Below are 7,637 nucleotides of genomic sequence, written 5' to 3'. Positions count from 1 at the left end.
CGCTGCTGCCCGGCCGTGCGCGGCACGACGCGGATGCGATCGCCGCCGGCGATGCACCCGCCGCGTGGGGCGCGTATGCACGGCGCATTGCGCAGTGGCTGCAGGCGACGCTCGACGGCGACGACGCAGCGGTGTGCCGCCTGCGCGCCGGTATCGAGCGCTGGGCCGGTGAGCTTGCCGATGCCGGTGACGACGGTCCCGAGCTGCCGGTGCGTGCGTGGCTCGACCGGTACGGGCACGTGACGCGCATCGACAGCGGGGCGGCCGGGCAACCGGAACTCGACGCGGCGCTGCACGCCGCACTCGTCGGCCGGGCCGTCGGCGCGGCGCCGCCACGCGGGTTGGCGCAGCCGCTCGTCCTGCGCATGACGCTGACGGACGCGCGCTGATGCAGCGTCCGCATTTCAAGAGCAATCGAGAGGGCAGTCGAACGATGAAGACGAAGATGAAGATGCTGGCGATCGTGGCAGGCGGTCTCGTGCTGGCCGTGCCGCTCGTTTCGCACGCGCAGGACGACGTGATTGCGAATGCCGCGCAGGCGTCGGTCACGCAGGCCGATATCGCGGAGCTGTTGAAGGCGGTGAGCCCCGAAGGGCGTGAACGTCTCGCGGCCGATCCCGGGGCGCTGGACCAGGTCGTGCGCTCGACGCTTGCGCAGAAGGCCGTGCTGGCCGAGGCGAAATCGAAGGGCTGGGACAAGCAGGCGCAGGTGCAGGCGGCTGTCGAGCAGGCGCAGCGCGATATCGTCGTGCGCAGCTATCTGGCGTCGGTGAATGCGCCGCCGGCCGACTATCCGTCGGACGCGGAGCTCCAGTCCGCGTATGACAAGAACCGCGCCGCGTTCACCGCGCCGCGCGCCTTGCACGTCGCGCAGATCTATATCGCGGTGCCGCCGAACGCGGATGCCGCGACGCTCGACAAGGCGCGCAAGCAGGCGGCCGATCTCGCGAACCGCGCGCGCAGTGGCGACTTCGCGGCGCTCGCAAAGGCGAACTCGCAGGACAAGGCGAGTGCCGCGAATGGCGGCGATCTCGGTTTCGTACCCGATCAACTGATGGTGCCGGCGGTCCGGCAGGCGGCCGACGCACTGAAGCCGGGCCAGGTCTCCGCGCCGATCCAGACGCCGGCCGGCTTTCATGTCGTGAAGCTGATCGACATCCGCGCGGCGGCGCCGCGCCCGCTGGCCGACGTGAAGGAGCAACTGCGCGCGATGCTGCGTGCGCAGCGCACCCAGCAGAATGCGCAGGCGTATCTCGCGAAGCTGGCTGCGAACGCGCCGATCAACGAAGACGCGCTGAAGAAAGCGCTCGCGTCTGCCCGGTAGGCTCGCTCATGGCAATCGTCCGTTCGACACCGCGCGTCGACGCGCCCGACGCGCGCACGCCGGGGCGACGCCGCCCGGCCGCAGCCGCCGACCGCCCGCGCATGCCGAAGGCCAACCCTTGGCCGGGCCGGCCCGGCGAGTGGCCCACGCATTGCCCGCTGTGCTTCGGCGCGCTGGAGCCGTTGCCCGGTGCGGGCGGCTACGCGCGGCACCGGAGCGCGCGATGTTCCGCGCAGTGCGTGCTCACGACACGCCAGTATCAACCGGACGAACTGACGATTCGCGGCTCGCGCGACGTGCAGGTCGCCGCCCGGCACCGCGAGCGCTTCGTCGCGCAGTGGGCACGCCATTACGCGCTGATGCGGCGGGCGTGGCCCGCACTCACGATCGGCCGCTTCATCGCGGTGGTCGCCTGTGTCGACGTCGCGGATCTCTGGTCGTACCGGATGTTGCGCGACGATGATCTGGCGGCCGTGCTGCTCGTGCTGGCCGGCTTCCTGCGTGTGCCGGACGCGGCGGGCACCGATGCGCCGGGCCCCGACCCGCGCGCGCCGACGGTGCGCTGGGTGCGGTTCTGGTTCGACGCGAGCGTGCGCGACGTCGGCGATCTGTGGACGGCCGGCAGCGGCGCACCGGCGCTGTTTCGCGTCGACTATCGCGAACCGCTCGTCACGCCGTATCCGACCGGCGCGCAGGTCCATGCGTGGCAGCCGGTCGACGACATGCGCGACGCGTGGGCGCAACGGATCGATGCGCAAGAGCCTGCCGTCGAAGCGGCCGATAGCGCGGCGTTCGCGCGTTTCCTGGCGCGCGCGGCGACGCCGGGCACGCACCTGTGATGGCGGCCGTGAGGGCGCCATGGCGCCATTTCTGAAGGAGGCGCACATGAAGATGCGACGAAGCGGAATCGCGACGATCGTCTGCCTGCTGCTGGCAGCCGGTGCGCACGCGCAGGGGGGGCGCGCGGCGGCGAGTGCGGCCGTGCCCGCGCCGGCCAGTCCGGGCTCGGCCGCGAAGCCGGTCTGTGTCGATGCGGAAGTCGACGGCAAGCGCGCGCTGTCGTACGACTGCCTGAGCCAGCAACTGAAGCCGAAGGCCGACCCGCAGGCGGGGGCATCGCAAACGGATTCGGAGCGGCTGTCGAAGCAGCCGTCGAACCGTCTCGGCACGTTCAACCTGTCGACCGAGCGGAACCGTTTCGGCTCGAACTGGGGCCGGTCGGTGACGCCGCAGCGGCCCGATGCGCCGGTCGCGGTGCCGCCGAAGTAATGCACGCGGCCGAGCGTGGGGCGCAGGTATCGACGAGCCGGCTGCGTTCCGGTGCGAACTGACGAGGAGCAGCAACATGACGGCGGGCAAGCACACGAACCGGGCGGCGATGCTGCGAGCGATGGCCGGCCGGCTGGCATTGGCCTGTGCGTGCGCGTGCGGTTGTTCAACGGCAACGGCTGCCGAGCGGCCAGCGCAGCCGGGTGCCGCAACGCCAACGCCAACGCCGACCGTCGCGCTGCCGAATTTCGCCGCGCTGGTGCGGCGTGTCGGCCCGGCCGTCGTCAACATCAGCGTCACGCGCGAAGTCACGCAGATGGGCATCCAGTTGCCGCCCGGCATCGCGCCCGATCATCCGCTCGCGCCGTTTCTGGCGCGGCGCGTGATCGGCAACCGCGAGGAAGTGAGCCTCGGCTCCGGCTTCATCGTCAGTGCGGATGGCGTGATCCTGACCAACCGGCACGTGGTCGGCGACGCCGTTGCGATCGACGTGAAGCTGACCGACAAGCGGCAGTTCAAGGGGCGCGTGATCGGCAGCGATCCGGTATCCGATGTCGCGGTGATCCGCATCGACGCGCACAACCTGCCGGTCGTCGCGACCGGCGACCCGGCGCGCACCGAAGTGGGCGACTGGGTGATGGCGATCGGTTCGCCTTACGGGTTCGCGAACACGGTCACGCAGGGCATCGTCAGCGCGAAATCGCGCTCGTTGCCCGGCGAGCGGGCGATCCCGTTCATCCAGACCGACGTGCCGATCAACCCCGGCAATTCGGGCGGCCCGCTGTTCGACCTCGGCGGCCGCGTGATCGCGATCAACTCGATGATTTTCTCGAAGACGGGTGGTTATCAGGGGCTCGCGTTCGCGATCCCGATCGATATCGCGCTCGACGTGAAGGACCAGTTGCTGCGGACCGGCAAGGTCACGCGCGGCCGGCTCGGCGTGGCCGTGCAGGAGGTGAGCCAGGCGCTCGCGCGTTCGTTCGGCCTCGCGAGCCCGGACGGCGCGTTGATCACCATGGTCGAGCCGGATGGCCCGGCCGCACACGCGGGCCTGCAGCCGGGCGACGTCGTGCTCGCGGTCGACGGCAAGCCGGTTGCCGAATCGGCGGACCTGCTCGGCACCGTGGCGGGCATGCGGGCCGGGCGGCAAGCCGACCTGCTGGTGTGGCGCGCGGGACGGGCGATGCACGTGAGCGCGACGGTCGGCGCATTCGACAGCGGCACGGCGTCGGCCGGTGGCGAGCAAGGGCCCGCGCGGTTCGGGCTCGCGCTGCGCGCGGCGACCGAGCAGGAGCGGCAACGGCTCGGTGTCGGCCAGGCGCTCGTCGTCGAGCAGGCGAGCGGGCAGGCCGCCCGCGCGGGCTTGCAGCCCGGCGATATCGTGCTGTCGGTAAACGGCACGTCGGTCGCGAGCATCGGCGCGCTGATGACCGAGATCGACGCTGCGCACGGTAACGTCGCGCTGCTCGTCCAGCGTGGCGGCACGCGGTTGTATGTGCCGATCGAGATCGGTTGAGGGTCGCATGACACGACACGACGCAGCACGACGGCGAACCGTCGAAACGGGAGACGGAATGAAGCGAATGCAGGAGTGGGGCGCATCGGGATGGCTGCGGGCGATCGTCGTCGCGTGGGCGCTGGCCGTATGCGCCGTGCCGGCCGTCGCGCAGACGGCCGACGTGCCGCAGACGTGGATCCGCTACGGACAGCTCGCCGGGCAGCAGTTCCAGACCTGGCTCGAAGCCGACGGCGACGCGGCCGACCGTCTGCACCGCTATCTCGAGGCGCGTGTGCTGAACGCGCGTGCCGATGCGCCACCGCCCGCGATCGTCGTGCGCGCGTGGATCGGGGCGAACGGCGCTGTCACGCGCGTCGAATTCGCGTCGCTCGGCGATCCCGACGCGGACGCGACGCTGCGGCAACTGCTCACGGCCGGCCCGCTGGCGGAACCGCCGCCGCCCGACATGCTGCAGCCGTTGCGCGTGCGCCTGCGGCTCGCGCCGAATCCCGATGCGGCCGCCGCCGCGCCGGCATCGGCGGCGCGCATGCCGTGATGCCCGGGGGCAGCCGTCGACGTAGCGGGATATCGTCATAAAATATGAGGTTATTGCATTGGCGGGACGATGACGCCTCGCTTCTTCAACAGGAGCCACCCATGCAACTGACCCCGTTGGGCGCGCATGTCGCCCAGTTCGGTTTCCCCGAGCGGCAGAGACACGTGCAGGCGCTGATCTCCGGCACGGCCGATATCAACACGTATGTTTCCGCCGGCGTCTGCTACGATGCCGCAGCCTATGTGCGGTACCTGATGCGGGCTGACGCGATGATCACGCCCAACACGCTGCTCGACACGATCGGTCAGCACTGGCGGCCGCGGTTCAACTTCGAGAACGGCGGCGAATGGGACGGGCACGCGCCCATTCAGGCCGGGACCGCGGTCGGCTTCTCGCGTGGCGGCACGGTCTTTCATGCGGCGATCGCCATCGGCGGCACCCGGATCCGCGCCGTAAACGGCGGGCTTCTCGGCAGCGGATGGCGGTATGCGGTCGACCTGGCAAGCGTGCTCGAACCGGACGCGGCCGGCGGCTTCAAGTACGACCGCACGAACATCCGGGTTCATCTGTCGCACCTGTAGCCTGCGGGCATCTCGGCGGTACATGCCACGGTGGTCTCGATCAGTCGGTGGCTCGCCTCGCACGGCCGGGCGGCGGCTGTCCCGCCGTCCGGCGATTTCCGCATGGCGTCGCGCTGCCCATCGCTGCTATCCTCTCGACCGTGAATGACTCTTCCGGGAGTCGTGGCGGCGCATGCTGCGTCGCGGCGAAGTGCGCGGGTGCAACTGCGTGCGCGCCGGGGCGGCATGACCGGCCGTCCGCGACGATCCATGACCTGTTTCGTAATTGATTTCCTCCCGTCCATGCCCACATGGCCAAGACAACGATGAGCAACGCACCCGACCAAGCCGCGCCCGGCGACGATGAATCGTCCGGCGGCGGTTCGTCCTATCTGGTGCCGGGGCTCGAACGCGGGCTGCGGATTCTCGCCGAATTCTCCGCGCGCGAGCCCGTGCTCGGCGCGCCCGAGTTGTCGAAGCGCATCGGCATTCCGCGCACGACCACGTTCCGCCTGCTGCAGACGCTCGAAGCGCTCGGTTTCCTCGAGCGCGTGAACGGCGACCGTTATTTCCGGCTCGGCGTCGGCGTGCTGCGGCTCGGCTTCGAATACCTGAATTCGCTCGAACTGACCGATCTCGGTGCGCCCGTGCTCGAACGGCTGCGCGACGCGACCGGCCTGTCGACGCACCTGCTGATCCGCGACCAGCGCGACGTCGTGTTCGTCGCGAAGGCGCAGAGCAACGCGTCGATGTTCGGTTCGGTGAAGGTGCACGTCGGCACGCGCCTGCCTGCGCACGCAACCGTGCATGGCCACGTATTGATGGGCGACCTGACGCGCGACGCGCTGCGCCAGCTCTATCCGGAAAAGCGCCTCGAGCAGTTCACCGAGCGCACGCCGGGCACCGTCGACGAGTTGTACGAACGCGTGCGCCATTACGCGCGGCTCGGCTACGCGGTCAGCGAGGCGGCATTCGAGAGCGGCATTTCGGCCGTCACCGCGCCCGTGCGCGATCATTCGGGCTCGATCGTCGCGGCGATCACGGCGACGGTGCCGCGCTCGGAGATCGGCGAGGCCGGCGAGAAGGAACGGCTCGTCGAAGCCGTGTGCGGCGCGGCGGTCGACCTGTCGCAGCGGCTGAACTATCGTCCGCTCGAAAGCGACCCGACGTTCGCACACGCGCGCCACAAGGTCGCGATGTTCTGAGTGTTCCGATGTGCGGCTGGCGGCCGTGCCAGTGCAATGCGCGAAAGACAAAAGCGGCCCGCGGGCCGCTTTTGTCGTTTCAGACGGCGAAGCGCCTGCCACCGTTCGTTCAGAACGAGTGGTGGATCCCGGTGAGCACGATTACCTGGTTCGCGGTGCTCGACACGCCTGCCGTGAAGAACGCGGCCTGTGCACCGCCCGAACCGTGCTCATACAACACGTTCGCGTACAGCTGCGTGCGCTTCGACAGCGAATAGATGTCGCCGAGCTCGACCTGCGTCCAGCGGCGGCCGGCCAGCGTCGTGGTCGCCGCGCCGCCCGCGATCGTGTTGAACGCGCTGCTGCGGTAGTTCACGCCCGCGTCGTAGCTCTGGAACGTATCCGAAAAGCCGTTCGACTGCATCTTCGTGCGCGTGTACAGGCCATGCACGAGGAAGTCGCCGAACTGGTAGGACGCCCCCGCGCCGATGTTTTCCACCTTGCTCGCGGTATAGCCGGTCGCGGTGTTCTGCCCCTGGAACGACGTGATGCCGGTCGTGCTGATCAGGATCGCGCGGTCGTGCTCGTTCGAGTACACGGCCGACGCCTTGAACGGCCCGTTCGCGTAGTTCAGCGCGACGCCGACCGACTTGCCGGTCGAGAAGTTCGTCGTGTTGCCGAGCGCCATCGTCGCGGCGGCCGAGAAGCCCGCGAAGGTCGGCGAGCGGTACTTGACCGAGTTGTTGTACGGCACGTTGCCGGTCGCGGCGAGCCCGTCGATGTTGCCGGGGTGGAACGCGTACCAGCTCATCGCGAGGTAGGCCGTGCTGAGCGGATCGAGATAATCGAACGACAGCGGCGTCTGGCGGCCGAGCGTCAGCGTGCCGTAGCGTTCCGAGCTGAGGCCCACGAACGCCGCGCGGTTCCAGATCGTGTTCGCGGTCGCGAACTGGCCGTTGTTCGTATAGAAGCCGTTTTCGAGCTGGAAGATCGCCGACAGGCCGTCGCCGAGGTCTTCCTTGCCTTTCAGGCCCCATCGATCGGGCTGCGTATTGCCCTGGATCATCGCCCACTTCGCATGGCCGCCGACGTTGTTCACGTACGCGACACCCGCATCCGTGCTGCCGTACAGCATCACGCTGCTCTGCGCCCACGCGCCCGACACGGCGCCCAATCCGATCACTGCTGCTGCTACCGCATGCTTGACCATTTGATCTCCTGATTCTCCAACCTGATGAAAACGTGC

General features: G+C 69.3%; 9 protein-coding genes. 8 read left to right on the top strand and 1 reads right to left on the bottom strand.

The features are described from left to right. The first annotated feature begins 2 nt into the window (after positions 1-2). The 8 genes from BDO18943_RS35200 (at position 3) to BDO18943_RS35165 (ending at position 6,412) form a co-directional block, all read left to right on the top strand. Positions 3-389, top strand: a complete 387-nt coding sequence (locus BDO18943_RS35200) for a hypothetical protein (protein ID WP_235996273.1) — start codon at positions 3-5, stop codon at positions 387-389. 44 nt (positions 390-433) lie between these two features. Then, the gene (locus BDO18943_RS35195; RefSeq protein ID WP_043177373.1) at positions 434-1,324 is read left to right on the top strand and encodes a peptidylprolyl isomerase; all 891 of its coding nucleotides are present in this window, start codon (positions 434-436) and stop codon (positions 1,322-1,324) included. Positions 1,325-1,332: 8 nt separating this feature from the next. Next, entirely contained in the window at positions 1,333-2,163 is an 831-nt protein-coding gene (locus BDO18943_RS35190; protein WP_175025859.1) for a hypothetical protein, read from the top strand. Positions 2,164-2,209: 46 nt separating this feature from the next. Continuing rightward, on the top strand, positions 2,210-2,593 hold the full coding sequence (locus tag BDO18943_RS35185) for a hypothetical protein (RefSeq protein ID WP_122949553.1): 384 nt from the start codon (positions 2,210-2,212) through the stop codon (positions 2,591-2,593). 76 nt (positions 2,594-2,669) lie between these two features. Next, the gene (locus BDO18943_RS35180; protein ID WP_175025858.1) at positions 2,670-4,109 is read left to right on the top strand and encodes a Do family serine endopeptidase; all 1,440 of its coding nucleotides are present in this window, start codon (positions 2,670-2,672) and stop codon (positions 4,107-4,109) included. Between the two features lie 58 nt (positions 4,110-4,167). Beyond that, entirely contained in the window at positions 4,168-4,647 is a 480-nt protein-coding gene (locus BDO18943_RS35175) for a YbaB/EbfC family DNA-binding protein (RefSeq protein ID WP_175025857.1), read from the top strand. Positions 4,648-4,691: 44 nt separating this feature from the next. Then, a complete protein-coding gene (gene tecA / locus BDO18943_RS35170) occupies positions 4,692-5,228 on the top strand; it encodes a type 6 secretion system effector deamidase TecA (RefSeq protein ID WP_321534233.1) in 537 nt (178 codons plus the stop codon). A gap of 290 nt (positions 5,229-5,518) precedes the next feature. Continuing rightward, on the top strand, positions 5,519-6,412 hold the full coding sequence (locus tag BDO18943_RS35165; RefSeq protein WP_175025856.1) for an IclR family transcriptional regulator: 894 nt from the start codon (positions 5,519-5,521) through the stop codon (positions 6,410-6,412). Between the two features lie 109 nt (positions 6,413-6,521). Here the strand turns inward: BDO18943_RS35165 and BDO18943_RS35160 are convergent, their stop codons facing one another. Next, the gene (locus tag BDO18943_RS35160; protein WP_175025855.1) at positions 6,522-7,601 is read right to left on the bottom strand and encodes a porin; all 1,080 of its coding nucleotides are present in this window, start codon (positions 7,599-7,601) and stop codon (positions 6,522-6,524) included. Positions 7,602-7,637 lie beyond the last annotated feature (36 nt).

This window comes from Burkholderia aenigmatica (assembly GCF_902499175.1).
Lineage (GTDB): Bacteria > Pseudomonadota > Gammaproteobacteria > Burkholderiales > Burkholderiaceae > Burkholderia > Burkholderia aenigmatica.
Note: the sequence above shows the minus strand (reverse complement) of the source record. Positions and strands in the feature narration are given on the sequence as shown.

Bases quoted from the DNA above. Each gene is read 5' to 3' on its own strand.
- BDO18943_RS35195 (WP_043177373.1), top strand. From the start codon at position 434: ATGAAGACGAAGATGAAGATGCTGGCGATCGTGGCAGGCGGTCTCGTG.
- BDO18943_RS35190 (WP_175025859.1), top strand. From the start codon at position 1,333: ATGGCAATCGTCCGTTCGACACCGCGCGTCGACGCGCCCGACGCGCGC.
- BDO18943_RS35185 (WP_122949553.1), top strand. From the start codon at position 2,210: ATGAAGATGCGACGAAGCGGAATCGCGACGATCGTCTGCCTGCTGCTG.
- BDO18943_RS35180 (WP_175025858.1), top strand. From the start codon at position 2,670: ATGACGGCGGGCAAGCACACGAACCGGGCGGCGATGCTGCGAGCGATG.
- BDO18943_RS35175 (WP_175025857.1), top strand. From the start codon at position 4,168: ATGAAGCGAATGCAGGAGTGGGGCGCATCGGGATGGCTGCGGGCGATC.
- tecA (WP_321534233.1), top strand. From the start codon at position 4,692: ATGAGGTTATTGCATTGGCGGGACGATGACGCCTCGCTTCTTCAACAG.
- BDO18943_RS35165 (WP_175025856.1), top strand. From the start codon at position 5,519: ATGGCCAAGACAACGATGAGCAACGCACCCGACCAAGCCGCGCCCGGC.
- BDO18943_RS35160 (WP_175025855.1), bottom strand. From the start codon at position 7,601: ATGGTCAAGCATGCGGTAGCAGCAGCAGTGATCGGATTGGGCGCCGTG.